Source organism: Coprococcus hominis (ex Arizal et al. 2022), from assembly GCF_040094675.1.
Classification (GTDB): Bacteria; Bacillota; Clostridia; order Lachnospirales; family Lachnospiraceae; genus Coprococcus_C; species Coprococcus_C hominis.
In genome coordinates this window covers 129,052-145,659 of sequence record NZ_JBBNHG010000034.1, presented here as the reverse complement: position 1 = coordinate 145,659, position 16,608 = coordinate 129,052, and the positions used below count along the sequence as shown (strand labels likewise).

Below are 16,608 nucleotides of genomic sequence, written 5' to 3'. Positions count from 1 at the left end.
ATCAATCAAAATGTTTATTGCAGTACCTAATTACGCGAAAGCGAATTTAGAATGATTGCTCCGGCAATCCGCTGTGAATTAAAATTAGGAGGAAAAATTTCATGAAGAAGGCTATTTTAGCAACAAAAGTCGGAATGACTCAAATCTTCAACGAAGACGGTGTTTTAACACCAGTAACAGTTTTACAGGCTGGACCATGTGTTGTAACTCAGGTAAAAACAGTTGATAACGACGGTTACGATGCAGTACAGGTTGGTTTCGGCGAAAAGAAAGAAAGAGTAACAACAAAGGATGTTTCTGGAAAGAAAGTAATCAGAAACCCACATGGCGCTGGTAAGGCAGAGGTTGGCCACTTCAAGAAGGCTGGCACAACACCTAAGAAGTTCGTTCGTGAGTTCAGACTTGAGAACGTAGCTGATTACAACGCAGGTGATGAGATCAAGGCTGATATCTTTGCAGAGGGTGACAAGATTGATGTTACTGCAAAGTCAAAGGGTAAGGGATACGCAGGCGGTATCAAGAGATTCGGTATGAAGTCTGGTCCTTCCGCTCATGGTTCTAAGTATCATCGTCATGCAGGTTCCAACGGTTCTGCAACTACACCAGGTAGAGTATTCAAGGGTAAGAAGATGCCTGGACATATGGGTAATGTAAGAGTTACAGTACAGAACCTTGAGATTGTTAAGATAGATGTAGAGAACAACGTAATTTTGGTGAAGGGTGCCGTACCTGGACCAAAGAAATCATTAGTAATGATTAAGGAAACAGTAAAGACTGGCAAATAAGCCGGGCTTTCAGGAAGGAGGATCATTAGATGGCAACAGTAGCAGTTTATAACATCGAAGGTAAAGAAGTAGATAAGCTTGAGCTTAACGACAACGTATTCGGTGTTGAGATAAATGAGCATTTAGTACATCTGGCAGTTGTAAGCCAGTTAGCAAACGGTCGTCAGGGTACACAGAGCGCAAAGACACGTTCTGAAGTATCTGGTGGCGGAAGAAAGCCTTGGAGACAGAAGGGAACAGGTCATGCAAGACAGGGTTCTACAAGATCTCCACAGTGGACAGGCGGTGGTGTTGTATTTGCACCAAAGCCAAGAGATTACTCTATGAAGATGAACAAGAGAGAGAAGCAGATCGCTATCAAGTCTGCACTCACATCAAAGGTTCAGGATTCTAAGCTTATCGTAGTTGATGAGTTCAAGCTTGATGAGATCAAGACATCTAAGTTTGCTCAGATCCTTGACAACTTAAAAGCACCTAAGGCTTTGGTTGTAACAAAGGATAAGGATGAGAAGGTTGTTCTTTCAGCTAGAAACATCCCAACAGTTAAGACAACTATGACAAACTCAATCAACGTATATGACATTCTTAAGTATGATTCACTCGTAATCACAAAGGATGCAGTAGCAGCAATCGAGGAGGTGTATGCATAATGGCAGATATCAAATATTATGACGTTATCCTTAAGCCGGTTCTTACAGAGAAGAGTATGAACGCTATGGCTGAGAAGAAGTACACTTTCCTTGTTCATCCAGAAGCTACCAAGGCTCAGGTTAAGGAAGCTGTAGAGAAGATGTTCGAGGGAGCAAAGGTTGCTAAGGTCAACACATTGAATCAGGATGGTAAGACTAAGAGACGTGGTATGACTTACGGCAAGACAGCAAAGACTAAGAAGGCAATCGTTCAGCTTACAGCTGAGAGCGCAGATATCGAATTGTTCGAAGGTCTTTAAGATTAAAAGCTATGTGCAATAAAAGCACGATAATAAATTGAGATTCGAAAGGAGAACTAAAATGGGAATTAAGACATATAACCCATATACACCTTCCAGAAGGAATATGACAGGTCTTGATTTCGTGGAGATCACAAAGAGCACTCCAGAGAAATCACTTCTTGCAAAGAAGGATAAGACTGCAGGACGTAACAATCAGGGTAAGATTACAGTAAGACATCACGGCGGCGGAAACAGACAGAAGTACAGAATGATCGACTTCAAGAGAAGAAAAGATGATATCCCTGCTAAGGTAGCTGCAATCGAGTACGATCCAAATAGAACAGCAAACATCGCACTGCTTCACTATGCAGACGGTGAGAAGGCATATATCATTGCTCCAGTTGGACTTAAGGTTGGCGACGAGCTTATGAATGGTGCAAATGCAGAAATCAAGATTGGTAACTGCTTACCACTTGAGAACATCCCAGTTGGTACTGAGATTCACAACATTGAGCTTTATCCTGGAAAGGGCGCACAGTTTGTACGTTCCGCAGGTAACTCCGCTCAGCTCATGGCAAAGGAAGGCAAGTATGCAACACTCAGACTTCCATCCGGCGAAATGAGAATGGTTCCTATCGTTTGCCGTGCAACAATCGGTCAGGTTGGTAATATCGAGCACGGACTTGTTAACATCGGTAAAGCAGGACGTAAGCGTCACATGGGTGTCCGCCCAACAGTACGTGGTTCTGTTATGAACCCGAACGATCACCCACATGGTGGTGGTGAAGGTAGAGCACCGATCGGTCGTTCTGGCCCATCTACTCCTTGGGGTAAGCCGGCACTGGGACTTAAGACCAGAAAGAAGAACAAGCAGTCTAACAAGTACATTGTAAGAACAAGAGACGGTAAGAACGTTAAGTAAGGAGGTAAGTTATGGCTCGTTCATTAAAGAAAGGACCATTTGCAGATGGTTATTTGTTAAAGAAGATAGATGCTATGAACGCTGACAACAAGAAGGACGTCATTAAGACATGGTCACGTCGTTCAACAATCTTCCCATCATTCGTTGGTCATACAATCGCTGTATATGATGGAAGAAAGCATGTGCCTGTATATGTAACTGAGGATATGGTTGGCCATAAGCTCGGTGAGTTCGTTGCAACAAGAACATACAGAGGACATGGCAAGGATGAGAAGAAGGGTAAGAAGAGATAAGTCGAAAGGAGGACACATTCATGGCAAAAGGACATAGATCCCAGATTAAGAGACTCAGAAATGAGAATAAGGATACAAGACCTAAGGCTACTGTTTCATACGCTAGAGTATCAGTAACAAAGGCATGTTTCGTATTAGATGCGATCAGAGGCAAGGATGTAACTTCAGCACTTGGTATTCTTGCTTACAACAATCGTTATGCATCAAAGGTAATTGAGAAGTTATTGAAGTCCGCTATTGCGAATGCAGAGAACAACAACGGTATGAAGGTAGAAGACCTTTACATCGCTGAGTGTTATGCAAACAAAGGACCAACAATGAAGAGAATTCAGCCGAGAGCACAGGGTAGAGCTTACAGAATCGAGAAGAGAACAAGCCACATCACTGTTGTGCTGGATGCAAGATAGGAGGTAAGCAATGGGACAGAAAGTTAATCCACATGGTTTAAGAGTCGGAATCATCAAGGATTGGGATTCAAAGTGGTATGCTGATACCAAGGACGGAGAATTCTCAGATAACCTTGTTGAGGACTATAAGATTCGTGAGTTTTTAAAGAAAGAGCTTTATTCAGCAAACATCTCTAAGATCGAGATCGAGAGAACAGCTGATAAGGTAAGAGTAAACTTATATACAGCTAAGCCTGGTGTAGTAATCGGAAAGGGCGGCGCTGGAATCAACGAGATCAAGGCTAAGCTTCAGAAGCTTACTTCTAAGAAGCTTTTCATCGACATCAAGGAGATTAAGAAGCCGGATCTTGATGCACAGTTAGTAGCAGAGAACATTGCACAGCAGCTTGAGAACCGTATCTCATTCAGACGTGCTATGAAGTCTTGCATGAGCAGAACAATGAAGATGGGCGCACTTGGTATCAAGGCTTGCTGTTCAGGACGTCTTGGCGGTGCAGATATGGCTAGAACAGAGTTCTATACAGAGGGTAAGATTCCTCTTCAGACTCTTCGTGCTAACATCGATTATGGTTTTGCTGAGGCAAACACAACTTATGGTAAAGTTGGTGTTAAGGTATGGGTTTACCACGGTGAAGTACTTCCTACTAAAGGAAACAAGGAAGGGAGCGATAAATAATGTTAATGCCTAAGAGAGTAAAGCGTCGTAAGCAGTTCAGAGGCACTATGGCTGGTAAGGCGCTTCGTGGAAATAAGATTACAAACGGTGAATATGGTATCGTAGCTCTTGAGCCTGCTTGGATCAAATCCAACCAGATCGAGGCTGCCCGTATCGCTATGACAAGATATGTAAAGCGTAATGGTAAAGTCTGGATCAAGATTTTCCCAGATAAGCCGGTAACAGCAAAGCCTGCTGAAACTCGTATGGGTTCTGGTAAGGGTGCTCTGGAGTACTGGGTAGCAGTTGTTAAGCCAGGCAGAGTTATGTTTGAGATCGCTGGTGTGCCAGAAGAGACAGCAAAGGAAGCCCTTCGTCTCGCTACACACAAGCTGCCTGTAAAGTGTAAGATCGTATCAAAAGCAGATTTAGACAAGGAGGTTAATGGCGGTGAAGCTTAAGGATTATAAGAACGAATTAAACGCAAAGTCTCTGGAAGAGTTGCAGAGCGAGTTAGTAGCTGCTAAGAAGGAATTATTCAACTTGAGATTCCAGAACGCCACTAACCAGCTTGAGAATACAAGCAGAATTAAGGTTGTTCGTAAGAACATTGCCAGAATTCAGACAGTGATCGCTCAGAAGGCGAACGCATAATTATCGTAAAAGGAGGAACATATTGTGGACAGAAATCTGAGAAAAACACGTGTAGGTTTAGTTACAAGTGATAAGATGGACAAGACAATCGTTGTGTCAATCGTTGATAATGTAAAGCATCCTCTTTACGGTAAGATTGTAAAGAGAACTTACAAGCTCAAGGCACATGATGAGAATAATGAGTGTAAAGTTGGCGATAGAGTAAGAGTAATGGAGACAAGACCTTTGTCAAAGGATAAGAGATGGAGACTTGTCGAGATTATCGAGAAGGCTAAGTAAGGAGGCGCAGACAAAATGGTACAGCAGGAAACAAGACTTAGAGTTGCTGATAACACAGGTGCTAAGGAAATCCTCTGCATTCGTGTATTAGGCGGTTCTACAAGAAGATATGCAAATATCGGTGATGTCATCGTTGCCTCAGTTAAAGACGCAACACCAGGCGGAGTTGTAAAAAAAGGTGATGTTGTGAAAGCCGTAGTTGTACGTTCTAAGAAGGGTGCTCGTCGTAAGGACGGTTCCTACATCAAGTTTGATGAGAACGCAGCAGTTATTATTAAGGATGACGGTAATCCAAGAGGAACACGTATTTTTGGACCTGTCGCTAGAGAATTGAGAGACAAGAAGTTCATGAAGATCGTGTCTCTTGCACCAGAAGTATTATAGGAGGTAGCGACGATGGCAACTATGAAGATTAAAAAAGACGATATGGTTCAGGTCATTGCCGGTAAGGATAAGGGCAAAGAAGGTAAGGTATTATCTGTTGATGCTAAGAACAACAAGGTTCTTGTTGAGGGCGTAAACATCGTTCACAAGCACAGCAAGCCAAGCATGCAGAACCAGCAGGGCGGAATCATTGATAAGGAAGCTCCTATCGACCTTTCAAACGTTATGTATCTCTACAAGGGTAAGCCAGTTCGCGTTGGCTTCCAGGGTGAGAAGAAGGATAAGGTCAGAGTAGCCAAGATCGATGGCAAGACAGAAGTTATCGATTAATATAGGGAAGGAGGCAGAAGATTTTGAGCAGACTTAAAGATTTATATAGCAACGAAATTAAAGATGCTATGGTTAAGAAGTTTGGATATAAGAATGTAATGCAGATTCCAAAGCTTGATAAGATCGTTATCAACATGGGCGTTGGAGAAGCAAAGGAAAACGCAAAGGTTTTAGATACTGCAATCAAGGATCTTGAGACAATCACAGGTCAGAAGGCAGTTGTAACACGTGCTAAGAAGTCCGTAGCGAACTTCAAGTTAAGAGAAGGTATGCCAATCGGATGTAAGGTAACACTTCGTGGTGAGAAGATGTATGAGTTTACAGACAGACTTGTAAACCTTGCACTTCCACGAGTACGTGACTTTAGAGGTGTAAATCCGGATGCTTTTGATGGTAGAGGTAACTACGCATTAGGTATCAAGGAGCAGCTTATTTTCCCTGAAATCGAGTACGATAAGGTTGATAAGGTAAGAGGTATGGATATCATCTTCGTTACCACGGCTGAGACAGATGAGGAAGCTCGTGAGTTATTGACTTTGTTCGGTATGCCATTTAAGAAGTAGGAGGAAATGAACTATGGCTAAAACATCTATGAAGGTTAAGCAGCAGCGTCCTCAGAAGTTTTCTACCAGAGAGTACACTCGTTGCAAGATTTGTGGTCGTCCACATTCAGTTTTGAGAAAATATGGAATTTGTAGAGTATGTTTCCGTGAGTTAGCATACAAGGGACAGATACCAGGCGTTAAGAAGTCAAGCTGGTAAGAGTGAAGAAGAATAAGGAGGAAACAAAGCTATGTCAATGAGCGATCCAATTGCAGATATGCTTACAAGAATCCGTAACGCAAATACTGCAAAACATGATACAGTAGATATACCTGCTTCTAAGATGAAGCTGGCGATTGCAGACATTCTCCTCAAGGAAGGTTATGTCAAGGCAGTTGACGTTGTTGAGGAAGGAAACTTCAAGACAATCAAGATTACACTTAAGTATGGTGCAAACAAGAACGAGAAGATCCTTACAGGTCTTAAGAGAATCTCTAAGCCTGGTCTTCGTGTATATGCATCAAAGGATGAGCTTCCAAAGGTACTCGGTGGCCTCGGTACAGCAATCATCTCTACAAATAAGGGTGTATTAACAGATAAGGAAGCTAGAAAAGAAAATGTTGGTGGAGAAGTACTGGCTTTCGTATGGTAAGTCGGGATTTTCCACAAGAGAATAATTAAGGAGGACAAGGCGAAATGTCACGAATCGGAAGAATGCCTATCGCTATTCCGGCAGGCGTAACTGTTGAGATAGCAGAAAATAATAAGGTGACTGTAAAGGGACCAAAGGGAACTCTTGAGAGAGTACTTCCAGCAGAGATGGAGATCAAGCAGGAAGGCGAAGAGATCCTCGTAAACAGACCAAACGACTTGAAGAAGATGCGTTCACTTCATGGTCTTACAAGAACTCTCATTCACAACATGGTAATCGGTGTAACTGAGGGTTATACAAAGGTTTTGGAAGTTAATGGTGTTGGTTACAGAGCAGCTAAGCAGGGTAACAAGCTGAACCTTGCACTTGGTTACTCACATCCAGTTGAGATGGTTGATCCAGATGGAATCACAACAACTGTTGATGGTAACAAGATCACTGTTAGCGGTATCGACAAGGAAAAGGTTGGCCAGTATGCTGCCGAAATCCGTGAGAAGAGAGCCCCAGAACCATATAAGGGCAAGGGTATCAAGTACGTTGATGAAGTTATCAGACGTAAAGTTGGTAAGACTGGTAAGAAATAATAAGGGAGTGAAAAGATATGATTAAAAAGGAATCAAGAAGTGCTATTCGTATTAAGAAGCATTTAAGAGTTCGTAACCGTTTTAGCGGCACTGCTGAAAGACCAAGACTTGCTGTATTCAGAAGTAATAATCATATGTACGCTCAGATTATTGACGATACAGTTGGTAACACTTTAGTGTCAGCTTCAACAGTTCAGAAGGACGTAAAGGATCAGTTAGAGAAGACAAATGATGTAGCAGCAGCTGCTTATCTTGGCAAGGTAATTGCACAGAAGGCACTTGACGCAGGCATCAAGGAAGTAGTCTTTGACAGAGGCGGTTTTATATATCAGGGTAAGATTCAGGCTTTAGCAGATGCTGCTAGAGAAGCTGGTCTTGAATTCTAATAGGGAGGAGAACAACACATGAAACGTGAAATTATCGATGCTTCTAATTTAGAATTGGAAGATAGCGTAGTAAACATTAAGCGTGTCACCAAGGTTGTAAAAGGTGGACGTAACATGAGATTTGCTGCTCTTGTAGTTGTCGGAGATAAGAACGGACACGTAGGTGCCGGCTTAGGTAAGGCAGCTGAGGTCCCTGAGGCAATCCGCAAGGCAAAAGAGGATGCAATCAAGAAACTTGTAAAAGTTGATATCAATGAGAATGGAAGTATTCCATATGATTATACAGGTAAGTTCGGCAGCGCAAGCGTTCTGCTGAAGTCTTCACCAGAAGGTACTGGTATCATCGCTGGTGGTCCTGCTCGTAAGGTATTGGAGCTTGCAGGATACAAGAACATCCGTACAAAGTCTCTCGGCTCTAACAACAAGCAGAATGTTGTTCTTGCTACAATCGAGGGTCTTAAGGCAATTAAGTCCCCAGAAGAGATTGCAAAACTCCGTGGTAAGTCTTTAGACGAGATTCTTAACTAAGGAGGTAATTTGAGATGGCAGATAAGGTAAAAGTAACATTAGTAAAGTCACCAATTGGTGCAATTCCTAAGCATAGAGCAACTGTGAAAGCACTTGGTCTTACAAAGATGCATAAGACTGTTGAACTTCCAAACAATGATGCTACAATGGGAATGGTACAGCAGGTTCGTCACTTAGTAAAAGTAGAAGAAGCTTAATTTTGTTAGAAGGAGGAACAGTCATGAATTTATCAAGTTTAAAGCCAGCTGAAGGCGCTGTATCAAGCGATAGCTTCAGAAGAGGCCGTGGACATGGTTCAGGAAATGGTAAGACTGCCGGTAAGGGCCACAAGGGTCAGAAGGCTCGTTCTGGAGCTCCAAGACCAGGCTTTGAAGGTGGACAGATGCCACTTTACAGAAGAATCCCTAAGAGAGGATTCACAAGCAGAAATCATAAGGAAATCGTTGCAATCAACCTTTCAGTTCTCGAGAGATTTGAAGATGGCGCAGAAGTATCTGTAGCTTCATTGATCGAGGCAGGTGTTGTAAAGAACCCTAGAGATGGTGTTAAGATTTTAGGAAATGGAGAGTTGACTAAAAAGCTTACTGTTAAGGCGAATGCATTCAGTAAGGCCGCTGCAGAGAAGATCGAAGCTCTTGGTGGAAAAGCAGAGGTGATTTAGTATGTTCAAAACCTTACGTGACGCTTTTAAGGTCAAAGAGATCCGTATGGGATTACTCTTTACATTCTTTGTCCTGATAGTCATCCGTTTTGGTTCGTTGATCCCGGTACCGGGACTGAATACAGTCGCAATCAAGGAATATTTGGAGAGCGCGCTCGGTGATGCAAACAGCTTCCTGAGCTCGTTCACCGGTGGTTCCTTCACACAGATGTCTATTTTTGCATTGAATGTAACACCATATATTACTTCTTCCATTATCATCCAGCTTCTTACTATTGCGATTCCAGCATTGGAGGAGATGCAGAAGGATGGTGAGGACGGAAGAAAGAAGATTACAGCTATCACAAGATATGTAACAATCTTTTTAGCAGTAATCGAGAGTCTCGGACTTGTCATTGGTTTCGACCGTGGACATTATATGACAGTAACCGGACCACTTGGATATCTGCTTGTTATCATTACATTGACAACAGGTAGTGCCTTTGTTATGTGGCTTGGTGAGCGTGTGACGGAAAAAGGTGTTGGCAACGGTATTTCTATTATCCTGTTGATAAACATCGTATCCAGAATGCCAAGTGATTTTTCGGACTTATATACAAAGTTCATGAAGGGTCAGGATATTGTAGATCAGGTAATCGCAGGTGCGATTATTCTGGCGGTTATACTTGTAACAACAATTTTGGTTGTTTTGTTACAGGGCGGAGTCAGAAAGATTCCGGTACAGCATGCACAGAAGGTACAGGGAAGAAGAATGATGGGCGGACAGCAGAGTCATATTCCTCTGAAGGTCAACACATCAAGCGTTATCCCGGTTATCTTCGCTTCTTCCATTCTTTCCGTACCAATGGTTGTTGTGAATTTGTTTAATATCAACACCAGCGGTGTATGGGCAAAGATTTTAAGAGGTATGAATTCGAATTACTGGTTTAACCCTGCATATCCATGGGCAAGTGTAGGTCTGATTATATACATCCTGTTGGTTGTATTCTTCGCATATTTCTATACATCGGTAACATTTAACCCGATGGAAGTAGCGAACAACTTAAAGAAGAGCGGTGGATTTATTCCAGGTATCCGTCCTGGTAAGCCGACACAGGATTACTTAAATAAAATACTGAATTACATCGTATTTATCGGTGCGGTTGGTCTGTTGATCGTTGCGGTCATCCCAATCTTCTTCAACGGAATGTTTGGTGCGGACGTATCGTTCGGCGGAACCTCACTCATCATTATCGTAGGTGTAGTTCTTGAGACGATTGATCAGATCGAGTCTAAGATGATTGTACGAAATTATTCAGGATTCTTGAATGATTAATGTCAATAAAAGGAAGCAGGAGTGTATCCTATGGGTACATTCCTATTCCTAGTTATAGGGAAATAAATTTTGCGGAAACAAAAAGCATAGAAAAGAAAAGTATGGAGGGACAATAATTTGAAGATTATTATGTTAGGCGCACCTGGTGCAGGTAAGGGAACGCAGGCAAAGATGTTAGCTGAGAAGTACGGAATTCCACACATTTCGACTGGAGATATCTTCCGTGCCAATATCAAGAACGGTACAGAGCTTGGCGCAAAGGCAAAGGAATACATGGACAAGGGATTACTTGTTCCAGATGAGCTGGTTGTAGACCTGATCATGGATCGTTTCAAGGCAGATGACTGCAAGAACGGTTACATCCTTGACGGATTCCCAAGAACCATTCCGCAGGCAGAGGCACTTGACGCTGCTCTTGCTGCAAATGGCGAGAAGATCGACTATGCAGTCAACGTGGAAGTCCCAGATGAAAACATTGTAAATAGAATGTCCGGCAGACGCGCATGTGTAGGATGTGGTGCAACCTATCATATCGTATACAACCCAACTAAGGTTGAGGGTAAGTGCGATACTTGTGGTGCAGACCTGATCCTTCGTGACGACGACAAGCCGGAGACAGTCCTGAACCGTTTGAAGGTTTACCATGAGCAGACACAGCCACTGATCGACTTCTATACAAAGAAGGGCGTCATCGCAGAGGTAGACGGAACAAAGGATATGAAGGACGTATTTGATGCGATTGTAGCTATTTTAGGTTAATATCTGTATCGGAGTTCAAAATGGCGATCATAATCAAAACAGAACATGAGATAGAGCTTATGCGTAAGGCGGGAGAGATTCTCGCCAAAACGCATGAGGAATTGAAGAAAATTATAAAACCGGGCATATCCACATATGAGATAGACAAGTGCGGTGAGGATTTTATCCGAAGCTGCGGATGCGAACCATCGTTCCTGAATTATCAGGGCTATCCGGCGTCCATCTGTGTCTCAGTCAATGATGAGGTTGTACACGGCATACCGTCTAAAGAACGGATTTTGCAGGAAGGCGATATCGTAAGCCTCGATGCCGGAGTTATATACAAAGGATATCACTCGGATGCTGCAAGAACGTATGGTGTCGGAACGATCGATTCCGAATCGGTGCAATTGATCGAGGTAACGAAGCAAAGCTTTTTTGAAGGGCTTGCACAGTGCCGGGCGGGCAATCATATAAATGATATATCCAAAGCGGTTTTTGGGTATGTTACGAAAAGAGGGTATTCTGCTGTCCGTGATCTGGTTGGACACGGTGTCGGCGCACATCTCCATGAGGAACCAAATGTGCCGAATTACCCGAAGCTGTTCAAAGGCCCGAAGTTAAAACCGGGGATGGTCATAGCGATTGAACCGATGATCAACATTGGAAGCTATCAGGTTGGCTGGCTGAATGATGACTGGACAGTCGTTACCATGGATGGCTCACGTTCCGCACATTATGAAAATACAGTACTGATAACTGAGGGAGATCCAGAGATCTTATCACGTGCAGAGGGATTGGAATTATAATATAGATCAATAAATTAAGGAGGATATGATATGCCAAAGGCAGACGAAATCGAAATGGAAGGAACCGTATTGGAGAAGCTTCCAAACGCAATGTTTCAGGTAGAATTAGAGAATGGGTTGAAGGTACTTGCCCATATCAGTGGAAAGCTCAGAATGAATTACATTAAAATCCTTCCGGGCGACAAAGTAACCGTGGTTTTATCTCCATATGATCTTACAAAAGGAAGAATCACCTGGAGAGCAAAATAAATTTACATTTTCACTTGCATTTCGCTATGGAAAATGGTATCATAGGTTTTCGTAGCGGACTTTTTGGAAAGGAGAGTATTTTAATGAAGGTTAGAGCATCAGTTAAACCAATTTGCGATAAGTGCAAAGTCATTAAAAGAAAAGGCAGTATTCGTATAATCTGCGAAAATCCAAAGCACAAACAGCGTCAGGGTTAATTCATGTTCGCGTATGTCATAAATGCCATTTATGATAGAACATGGGTCATTGTTAGACATTAGGTCTTACAATCTGACAGGACAGTTGGAACAAGGTATGTAGGATGATAGCCCATCTATAACTATGCCTTGTATTTGTGCGTGTAATGGTATTCCACATTACATACCAACTTCGATTGACGCCACGCCGGTATTCGGGTGGACGACAACGGACATCAGCTCTTGGCTGGAGTTGATAAAAGCGGCTGGACACATAGCATGTGTCAAAAATTGTTTCATTAAGTTATTTTACGGAGGTATAACAAGAATGGCTCGTATTTCAGGTGTTGATTTACCAAGAGAAAAGCGAATCGAAATCGGACTTACCTATATCTATGGTATAGGAAGAACATCAGCTACAAGAATTCTGAAAGAAGCAAACGTAAATCCGGACACTAGAGTTCGTGATCTGACTGACGATGAGGTTAAGAGACTCAGCGAAGTTATCAACGAAACTCAGGTCGTAGAAGGTGATCTGCGTAGAGAAGTAGCTCTTAACATTAAGCGTTTACAGGAAATCGGTTGCTACCGTGGTATCCGTCACAGAAGAGGATTACCTGTTCGTGGACAGAAGACAAAGACAAATGCAAGAACTCGTAAGGGTCCTAAGAAAACAGTAGCAAATAAGAAGAAGTAATGGAGGTTCAGGTTAATGGCTAAGAAAGTTACTACTAAGAAAGTGGCTAAGAAGCGTGTTAGAAAGAATGTTGATCGTGGACAGGCTCATATTCAGTCATCTTTTAACAATACAATCGTTACATTGACAGATGCCGAAGGTAATGCATTATCTTGGGCAAGTGCAGGTGGACTTGGATTCAGAGGTTCCAGAAAGTCTACACCATATGCTGCACAGATGGCAGCAGAGACAGCTACAAAGGCAGCTCTTCCTTATGGATTGAAGTCAGTAGATGTTATGGTTAAGGGACCAGGTTCAGGTAGAGAGGCAGCTATCCGTGCACTCGCAGCCTGCGGTTTGGAAGTATTAAGTATCAGAGACGTAACTCCAGTTCCACATAACGGATGTCGTCCACCAAAGAGAAGAAGAGTCTAATAATAAGGAGGTACATGATAATGGCAGTAGATAGAACACCTATTCTCAAGAGATGTAGATCCTTAGATATGGATCCAGTCGTTCTCGGTGTAAATAAGAAGTCAAGAAGAAAATTGACTAGAGCAAACAGAAAAGTAAGTGAGTACGGATTACAGCTTCGTGAGAAGCAGAAGGCTAAGTTTATTTATGGTATGCTTGAGAAGCCTTTCCGTAACTTGTATGTAAAGGCAGAGCGTATGCCAGGTCTTACAGGACCAAACCTTATGATCCTTCTTGAGTCCAGACTGGATAACGTAGTTTTCCGTATGGGATTTGCAAGAACAAGACGTGAGGCCAGACAGATCGTTGATCACAAGCATGTATTGGTTAATGGCAAGTGCGTAAATATTCCTTCATACAGAATCAGTGCTGGTGATAAGATTGAAATCAAAGAGAAGAGCAAGTCTCTTCAGGGATTTAAGAATATCGTAGAGGCAAACGCAGGCGTTGTTACTCCAGCTTGGATGGAGTCAGACGTTGAGACATTGACAGGAACTGTTAAGGAGCTTCCACTCAGAGAGCAGATTGACGTACCTGTAAACGATACACTTATCGTCGAGTTGTACTCTAAGTAATTCGCGTAAGTAAAGGGTTTGTAGCTAAGTAACACCAGTTATCCAGAAGGAGGGTCAGTAGTGTTTGAATTTGAAAAACCTAGAATTGAAATCGCAGAGATTTCAGACGATAACAAATATGGTAAGTTTGTAGTAGAGCCATTGGAAAGAGGCTATGGTATTACACTTGGTAATTCTCTTCGTAGAATTATGTTATCATCTCTTCCGGGAACTGCAGTTAGTCAGGTTAAGATTAAGGGCGTTCTGCATGAGTTCTCATCTCTTCCAGGTGTAAAGGAAGATGTGACAGAGATCGTGATGAATATCAAGGATCTCTGCATCAAGAACAATTCTACAACAAATGAGCCTAAGGTTGCATATATTGATGCTTCAGGTGATAAGGTTGTGACGGCTGGTGATATTCAGGTAGATGCAGATCTTGAGATTTTGAATCCGGATTTGGTAATCGCAAATTTGAGCGGTCCGGAAGCAAAGTTGGAGATGGAGCTTCTGATCACAAACGGCAGAGGTTACGTTGGATCTGACAAGAACAAAGGTCTTGATTCATCTATTGATGCAATCGCTGTTGATTCTATCTATACACCTGTGGAGCGTGTAAATCTGACAGTTCAGAACACACGTGTCGGACAGGTTACAGATTATGACAAGCTTACACTTGATGTATTTACAAATGGTACATTGGCACCAGATGAGGCAGTCAGCCTTGCAGCAAAGGTGCTCAGTGAGCATTTGAATCTCTTCATCGATCTTTCAGAGAATGCTAAGTCTGTTGACGTTATGGTAGAGAAGGAAGACGATCAGAAGGAAAAGGTACTTGAGATGAGTATCGACGAACTGGAGCTTTCCGTTCGTTCTTATAACTGCTTGAAGAGAGCAGGTATTAATACAGTTGAAGAATTGACAAATAAGACTCCGGACGATATGATGAAGGTTCGTAACCTTGGTCGTAAGTCTCTCGATGAAGTTTATGCTAAATTAAAAGAACTTGGTTTGTCGCTTCGTACTGGTGATGAATAATATCCACTTAAGCCGAAGGATTAGTAAGCAAAGTGAAGACCCGAAAGGGTAAGGAGGAAAATTAAAATGGCAATGTATAGAAAACTTGGTAAAAAGTCTGATCAGAGAATCGCATTACTTCGTAATCAGGTAACACAGCTTCTCTATCATGGAAAGATTGAGACAACAGAGGCTAGAGCGAAGGAAGTTCGTAAGATCGCTGAGCACCTTATCACACTTGCTGTTAAGGAGAAGGATAACTTCGACGAGATCAAGGTAACTGCTAAGGTTGCTAAGAAGGACAAAGATGGCAAGCGTATCAAGGAAGTTGTAGATGGTAAGAAGGTTACACAGTACGACGAAGTTGAGAAGACAGTTAAGAAGGATCAGCCTTCCAGACTGCACGCTAGACGTCAGATGCTTAAGGTTCTCTACCCGGTAGTTGAGGTTCCTACAGATGCTGCAGGAAAGAAAGCTGCTACAAAGAAGGTAGACCTTACAGCTAAGCTCTTCGACGAGTATGCTGCAAAGTATGCTAGCCGCAAGGGTGGTTACACACGTATCGTTAAGATTGGCGAGCGTCGTGGTGACGGTGCTATGAAGGTTATTCTTGAGTTAGTTTAATCTATATAAAACCAGACGGGTTGTCGAAAGGCAGCCCGTTTATTTTTTCATGGAGAATAATTATGACGAGAAAAATCGGAATTGTGTGCTGTTCAGATGGATTCAATCGGGCATACGAAGGTGAGATTGAGGAATTGCATCGGATACTGGCAGACATGGGGATTGAGAGTGTGATCAGCCCATTTCTGTATGCGCGTGATGGTGTGGCGAGTGGAACGGCAGAAGAACGTGCGAAGGCAGTAATGGATTTTTACTTGGATGATACGATTGACGCAATCTGCGACATATCCGGTGGAGATATCGCGAATGGAATCCTGCCGTATCTGGATTATAGCGTGATTGCAAAGATGGATAAGCAGTTCTGGGGATACAGTGATCTGACGACTATATTAAATGCAATCTACGCGAAGACCGGGCAGACAGGGGTGTTGTATCAGATAAGAAATGTGCTCTATAAGGAGCGCAAGCAGCAGATGACGGATGTGCGAGATGTCCTGTGTGAGGGTGGTGATGCGTTGTACCGGATCGATTATCATTATGTACAGGGGACGGAGATGCATGGAATCATTGTCGGAGGAAATATCCGTTGTTTCTTAAAGCTGTCTGGGACGGCGTATATGCCAGATCTGAATGGGAAGATTCTACTTCTGGAGAGTCGGTCCGGAACAGTAGCACGAATGGAAACCTATCTGAGCCAGTTGCAGCAGATTGGTGCATTTGAGCAGATCGCGGGTATCCTGCTTGGAACATTTACGGAGATGGAAGCAAAGCAGTGCATGCCGGATATTGTGCAACTTGTGAAGAAGTATGTGAGAAAAACAATGCCGATTGCGGTCACGAAGCAGATCGGACATGGGACAGATGCCAAAGGGATTGTAATAGGCGGAGAATTGTAATTTTTCGTCAAGCATTTTATGGAAATACGTTTGCCTTGCCGTGCATATGATGATATGATGACTTTAGTTATGAAAAGTTTGATATA

Annotated in this window: 31 protein-coding genes; all 31 read left to right on the top strand. The window is 42.7% G+C overall.

All coding sequences use genetic code 11. The features are described from left to right. Window positions 1–101 precede the first annotated feature (101 nt). On the top strand, window positions 102–785 hold the full coding sequence (gene rplC, locus AAAT93_RS10455; RefSeq protein WP_021984700.1) for a 50S ribosomal protein L3: 684 nt from the start codon (window positions 102–104) through the stop codon (window positions 783–785). 29 nt (window positions 786–814) lie between these two features. Further along, window positions 815–1,435: a 50S ribosomal protein L4 gene (gene rplD, locus AAAT93_RS10450; RefSeq protein WP_021984699.1), complete on the top strand. Its 621-nt coding sequence runs from the start codon at window positions 815–817 to the stop codon at window positions 1,433–1,435. Further along, window positions 1,435–1,734: a 50S ribosomal protein L23 gene (gene rplW / locus AAAT93_RS10445; protein WP_021984698.1), complete on the top strand. Its 300-nt coding sequence runs from the start codon at window positions 1,435–1,437 to the stop codon at window positions 1,732–1,734. The genes rplD and rplW overlap by 1 nt, the downstream gene beginning before the upstream one ends. Window positions 1,735–1,795: 61 nt before the next feature. Next, window positions 1,796–2,638 carry a 50S ribosomal protein L2 gene (rplB, locus tag AAAT93_RS10440; RefSeq protein WP_021984697.1) on the top strand — a complete coding sequence of 281 codons (843 nt, stop codon included), beginning with the start codon at window positions 1,796–1,798 and terminating at the stop codon, window positions 2,636–2,638. Between the two features lie 11 nt (window positions 2,639–2,649). Beyond that, window positions 2,650–2,931, top strand: a complete 282-nt coding sequence (gene rpsS / locus AAAT93_RS10435) for a 30S ribosomal protein S19 (RefSeq protein WP_021984696.1) — start codon at window positions 2,650–2,652, stop codon at window positions 2,929–2,931. Between the two features lie 20 nt (window positions 2,932–2,951). Beyond that, complete coding sequence (gene rplV, locus AAAT93_RS10430) at window positions 2,952–3,338, top strand: 50S ribosomal protein L22 (RefSeq protein WP_021984695.1); 387 nt, start codon at window positions 2,952–2,954, stop codon at window positions 3,336–3,338. A gap of 10 nt (window positions 3,339–3,348) precedes the next feature. Beyond that, window positions 3,349–4,014 carry a 30S ribosomal protein S3 gene (gene rpsC / locus AAAT93_RS10425; RefSeq protein ID WP_021984694.1) on the top strand — a complete coding sequence of 222 codons (666 nt, stop codon included), beginning with the start codon at window positions 3,349–3,351 and terminating at the stop codon, window positions 4,012–4,014. Continuing rightward, on the top strand, window positions 4,014–4,454 hold the full coding sequence (rplP, locus tag AAAT93_RS10420) for a 50S ribosomal protein L16 (protein WP_021984693.1): 441 nt from the start codon (window positions 4,014–4,016) through the stop codon (window positions 4,452–4,454). The genes rpsC and rplP overlap by 1 nt, the downstream gene beginning before the upstream one ends. Next, the gene (rpmC, locus tag AAAT93_RS10415; RefSeq protein WP_021984692.1) at window positions 4,438–4,647 is read left to right on the top strand and encodes a 50S ribosomal protein L29; all 210 of its coding nucleotides are present in this window, start codon (window positions 4,438–4,440) and stop codon (window positions 4,645–4,647) included. The genes rplP and rpmC overlap by 17 nt, the downstream gene beginning before the upstream one ends. Before the next feature lie 21 nt (window positions 4,648–4,668). Next, window positions 4,669–4,926: a 30S ribosomal protein S17 gene (gene rpsQ, locus AAAT93_RS10410; protein ID WP_177982119.1), complete on the top strand. Its 258-nt coding sequence runs from the start codon at window positions 4,669–4,671 to the stop codon at window positions 4,924–4,926. Window positions 4,927–4,941: 15 nt separating this feature from the next. Then, window positions 4,942–5,310, top strand: coding sequence for a 50S ribosomal protein L14 (gene rplN / locus AAAT93_RS10405; protein WP_021984690.1), 369 nt, complete (start codon window positions 4,942–4,944; stop codon window positions 5,308–5,310). A gap of 12 nt (window positions 5,311–5,322) precedes the next feature. After that, window positions 5,323–5,640 (top strand): 50S ribosomal protein L24, encoded by a 318-nt coding sequence (gene rplX / locus AAAT93_RS10400; RefSeq protein ID WP_021984689.1) that lies wholly within the window; start codon window positions 5,323–5,325, stop codon window positions 5,638–5,640. A gap of 23 nt (window positions 5,641–5,663) precedes the next feature. Next, on the top strand, window positions 5,664–6,203 hold the full coding sequence (rplE, locus tag AAAT93_RS10395) for a 50S ribosomal protein L5 (protein WP_021984688.1): 540 nt from the start codon (window positions 5,664–5,666) through the stop codon (window positions 6,201–6,203). 13 nt (window positions 6,204–6,216) lie between these two features. Next, a complete protein-coding gene (locus tag AAAT93_RS10390; protein WP_021984687.1) occupies window positions 6,217–6,402 on the top strand; it encodes a type Z 30S ribosomal protein S14 in 186 nt (61 codons plus the stop codon). Window positions 6,403–6,433: 31 nt separating this feature from the next. Next, window positions 6,434–6,835, top strand: coding sequence for a 30S ribosomal protein S8 (gene rpsH / locus AAAT93_RS10385; protein ID WP_021984686.1), 402 nt, complete (start codon window positions 6,434–6,436; stop codon window positions 6,833–6,835). 44 nt (window positions 6,836–6,879) lie between these two features. Further along, window positions 6,880–7,419 carry a 50S ribosomal protein L6 gene (gene rplF / locus AAAT93_RS10380; protein ID WP_021984685.1) on the top strand — a complete coding sequence of 180 codons (540 nt, stop codon included), beginning with the start codon at window positions 6,880–6,882 and terminating at the stop codon, window positions 7,417–7,419. 17 nt (window positions 7,420–7,436) lie between these two features. Then, window positions 7,437–7,805, top strand: a complete 369-nt coding sequence (rplR, locus tag AAAT93_RS10375; RefSeq protein ID WP_021984684.1) for a 50S ribosomal protein L18 — start codon at window positions 7,437–7,439, stop codon at window positions 7,803–7,805. Between the two features lie 18 nt (window positions 7,806–7,823). Next, entirely contained in the window at window positions 7,824–8,333 is a 510-nt protein-coding gene (gene rpsE / locus AAAT93_RS10370) for a 30S ribosomal protein S5 (RefSeq protein WP_021984683.1), read from the top strand. A gap of 14 nt (window positions 8,334–8,347) precedes the next feature. Next, window positions 8,348–8,530 (top strand): 50S ribosomal protein L30, encoded by a 183-nt coding sequence (gene rpmD, locus AAAT93_RS10365; RefSeq protein WP_021984682.1) that lies wholly within the window; start codon window positions 8,348–8,350, stop codon window positions 8,528–8,530. A 23-nt stretch (window positions 8,531–8,553) separates the two neighbouring features. Beyond that, the gene (rplO, locus tag AAAT93_RS10360) at window positions 8,554–8,994 is read left to right on the top strand and encodes a 50S ribosomal protein L15 (RefSeq protein ID WP_021984681.1); all 441 of its coding nucleotides are present in this window, start codon (window positions 8,554–8,556) and stop codon (window positions 8,992–8,994) included. A gap of 1 nt (window position 8,995) precedes the next feature. Next, the gene (secY, locus tag AAAT93_RS10355) at window positions 8,996–10,309 is read left to right on the top strand and encodes a preprotein translocase subunit SecY (RefSeq protein WP_021984680.1); all 1,314 of its coding nucleotides are present in this window, start codon (window positions 8,996–8,998) and stop codon (window positions 10,307–10,309) included. Between the two features lie 117 nt (window positions 10,310–10,426). After that, window positions 10,427–11,068, top strand: coding sequence for an adenylate kinase (locus tag AAAT93_RS10350; protein WP_021984679.1), 642 nt, complete (start codon window positions 10,427–10,429; stop codon window positions 11,066–11,068). Between the two features lie 20 nt (window positions 11,069–11,088). Then, entirely contained in the window at window positions 11,089–11,856 is a 768-nt protein-coding gene (gene map, locus AAAT93_RS10345) for a type I methionyl aminopeptidase (RefSeq protein ID WP_021984678.1), read from the top strand. A 30-nt stretch (window positions 11,857–11,886) separates the two neighbouring features. Then, window positions 11,887–12,105, top strand: a complete 219-nt coding sequence (gene infA / locus AAAT93_RS10340; RefSeq protein ID WP_021984677.1) for a translation initiation factor IF-1 — start codon at window positions 11,887–11,889, stop codon at window positions 12,103–12,105. An 83-nt stretch (window positions 12,106–12,188) separates the two neighbouring features. Further along, complete coding sequence (gene rpmJ / locus AAAT93_RS10335) at window positions 12,189–12,302, top strand: 50S ribosomal protein L36 (RefSeq protein ID WP_117781418.1); 114 nt, start codon at window positions 12,189–12,191, stop codon at window positions 12,300–12,302. Window positions 12,303–12,609: 307 nt separating this feature from the next. Continuing rightward, window positions 12,610–12,978, top strand: coding sequence for a 30S ribosomal protein S13 (gene rpsM, locus AAAT93_RS10330; protein WP_021984676.1), 369 nt, complete (start codon window positions 12,610–12,612; stop codon window positions 12,976–12,978). Window positions 12,979–12,993: 15 nt separating this feature from the next. Next, entirely contained in the window at window positions 12,994–13,392 is a 399-nt protein-coding gene (rpsK, locus tag AAAT93_RS10325; protein WP_021984675.1) for a 30S ribosomal protein S11, read from the top strand. 20 nt (window positions 13,393–13,412) lie between these two features. Beyond that, window positions 13,413–14,006: a 30S ribosomal protein S4 gene (rpsD, locus tag AAAT93_RS10320; RefSeq protein WP_021984674.1), complete on the top strand. Its 594-nt coding sequence runs from the start codon at window positions 13,413–13,415 to the stop codon at window positions 14,004–14,006. A 60-nt stretch (window positions 14,007–14,066) separates the two neighbouring features. Continuing rightward, complete coding sequence (locus AAAT93_RS10315) at window positions 14,067–15,023, top strand: DNA-directed RNA polymerase subunit alpha (RefSeq protein ID WP_021984673.1); 957 nt, start codon at window positions 14,067–14,069, stop codon at window positions 15,021–15,023. Between the two features lie 66 nt (window positions 15,024–15,089). Further along, window positions 15,090–15,626 (top strand): bL17 family ribosomal protein, encoded by a 537-nt coding sequence (locus tag AAAT93_RS10310; RefSeq protein ID WP_021984672.1) that lies wholly within the window; start codon window positions 15,090–15,092, stop codon window positions 15,624–15,626. Window positions 15,627–15,688: 62 nt separating this feature from the next. Then, a complete protein-coding gene (locus AAAT93_RS10305; RefSeq protein WP_021984671.1) occupies window positions 15,689–16,522 on the top strand; it encodes an LD-carboxypeptidase in 834 nt (277 codons plus the stop codon). The last annotated feature ends 86 nt before the right edge of the window (window positions 16,523–16,608 follow it).

Bases quoted from the DNA above. Each gene is read 5' to 3' on its own strand.
- rplC (WP_021984700.1), top strand. From the start codon at position 102: ATGAAGAAGGCTATTTTAGCAACAAAAGTCGGAATGACTCAAATCTTC.
- rplD (WP_021984699.1), top strand. From the start codon at position 815: ATGGCAACAGTAGCAGTTTATAACATCGAAGGTAAAGAAGTAGATAAG.
- rplW (WP_021984698.1), top strand. From the start codon at position 1,435: ATGGCAGATATCAAATATTATGACGTTATCCTTAAGCCGGTTCTTACA.
- rplB (WP_021984697.1), top strand. From the start codon at position 1,796: ATGGGAATTAAGACATATAACCCATATACACCTTCCAGAAGGAATATG.
- rpsS (WP_021984696.1), top strand. From the start codon at position 2,650: ATGGCTCGTTCATTAAAGAAAGGACCATTTGCAGATGGTTATTTGTTA.
- rplV (WP_021984695.1), top strand. From the start codon at position 2,952: ATGGCAAAAGGACATAGATCCCAGATTAAGAGACTCAGAAATGAGAAT.
- rpsC (WP_021984694.1), top strand. From the start codon at position 3,349: ATGGGACAGAAAGTTAATCCACATGGTTTAAGAGTCGGAATCATCAAG.
- rplP (WP_021984693.1), top strand. From the start codon at position 4,014: ATGTTAATGCCTAAGAGAGTAAAGCGTCGTAAGCAGTTCAGAGGCACT.
- rpmC (WP_021984692.1), top strand. From the start codon at position 4,438: ATGGCGGTGAAGCTTAAGGATTATAAGAACGAATTAAACGCAAAGTCT.
- rplN (WP_021984690.1), top strand. From the start codon at position 4,942: ATGGTACAGCAGGAAACAAGACTTAGAGTTGCTGATAACACAGGTGCT.
- rplX (WP_021984689.1), top strand. From the start codon at position 5,323: ATGGCAACTATGAAGATTAAAAAAGACGATATGGTTCAGGTCATTGCC.
- AAAT93_RS10390 (WP_021984687.1), top strand. From the start codon at position 6,217: ATGGCTAAAACATCTATGAAGGTTAAGCAGCAGCGTCCTCAGAAGTTT.
- rpsH (WP_021984686.1), top strand. From the start codon at position 6,434: ATGTCAATGAGCGATCCAATTGCAGATATGCTTACAAGAATCCGTAAC.
- rplF (WP_021984685.1), top strand. From the start codon at position 6,880: ATGTCACGAATCGGAAGAATGCCTATCGCTATTCCGGCAGGCGTAACT.
- rplR (WP_021984684.1), top strand. From the start codon at position 7,437: ATGATTAAAAAGGAATCAAGAAGTGCTATTCGTATTAAGAAGCATTTA.
- rpsE (WP_021984683.1), top strand. From the start codon at position 7,824: ATGAAACGTGAAATTATCGATGCTTCTAATTTAGAATTGGAAGATAGC.
- rpmD (WP_021984682.1), top strand. From the start codon at position 8,348: ATGGCAGATAAGGTAAAAGTAACATTAGTAAAGTCACCAATTGGTGCA.
- rplO (WP_021984681.1), top strand. From the start codon at position 8,554: ATGAATTTATCAAGTTTAAAGCCAGCTGAAGGCGCTGTATCAAGCGAT.
- secY (WP_021984680.1), top strand. From the start codon at position 8,996: ATGTTCAAAACCTTACGTGACGCTTTTAAGGTCAAAGAGATCCGTATG.
- map (WP_021984678.1), top strand. From the start codon at position 11,089: ATGGCGATCATAATCAAAACAGAACATGAGATAGAGCTTATGCGTAAG.
- infA (WP_021984677.1), top strand. From the start codon at position 11,887: ATGCCAAAGGCAGACGAAATCGAAATGGAAGGAACCGTATTGGAGAAG.
- rpmJ (WP_117781418.1), top strand. From the start codon at position 12,189: ATGAAGGTTAGAGCATCAGTTAAACCAATTTGCGATAAGTGCAAAGTC.
- rpsM (WP_021984676.1), top strand. From the start codon at position 12,610: ATGGCTCGTATTTCAGGTGTTGATTTACCAAGAGAAAAGCGAATCGAA.
- rpsK (WP_021984675.1), top strand. From the start codon at position 12,994: ATGGCTAAGAAAGTTACTACTAAGAAAGTGGCTAAGAAGCGTGTTAGA.
- rpsD (WP_021984674.1), top strand. From the start codon at position 13,413: ATGGCAGTAGATAGAACACCTATTCTCAAGAGATGTAGATCCTTAGAT.
- AAAT93_RS10310 (WP_021984672.1), top strand. From the start codon at position 15,090: ATGGCAATGTATAGAAAACTTGGTAAAAAGTCTGATCAGAGAATCGCA.
- AAAT93_RS10305 (WP_021984671.1), top strand. From the start codon at position 15,689: ATGACGAGAAAAATCGGAATTGTGTGCTGTTCAGATGGATTCAATCGG.